The organism is Escherichia sp. KTE114 (genome assembly GCF_000407765.1).
GTDB lineage: Bacteria > Pseudomonadota > Gammaproteobacteria > Enterobacterales > Enterobacteriaceae > Escherichia > Escherichia ruysiae.
The window spans coordinates 1-395 of the sequence record NZ_KE136624.1 but is presented as its reverse complement, the minus strand read 5'-3'; the positions used below and the strand labels follow the sequence as shown (position 1 = coordinate 395).

Below are 395 nucleotides of genomic sequence, written 5' to 3'. Positions count from 1 at the left end.
AGGGATAGTTCAGCTCAGTAGCGACACCAACAGCACTTCTGAAACATTAGCTGCAACGCCAAAAGCGGTTAAAGCTGCATACGATCTAGCAGCCGAAAAAGCACCATCCAGTCATACACATCCCTGGAATCAGATCACTGGTGTGCCAACAGCTTCATTGACAGCGAAAGGCATCACTCAGCTCAGTAGTGCCACTAACAGCACGTCTGAAGTGCTGGCCGCCACACCGAAAGCTGTCAAGGCTGCATATGACCTGGCTAATGGGAAGTATACAGCCCAGGATGCAACCACGACACAAAAAGGGATAGTTCAGCTCAGTAGCGACACCAACAGCACTTCTGAAACATTAGCTGCAACGCCAAAAGCGGTTAAAGCTGCATACGATCTAGCAGCCG

1 protein-coding gene is annotated in these 395 nt (G+C 50.1%); it reads left to right on the top strand.

Translation table 11 applies throughout. The features are described from left to right. A partial coding sequence (locus WC5_RS23245) for a tail fiber protein (protein WP_016231361.1) occupies positions 1–395 on the top strand: 395 nt, incomplete at both ends.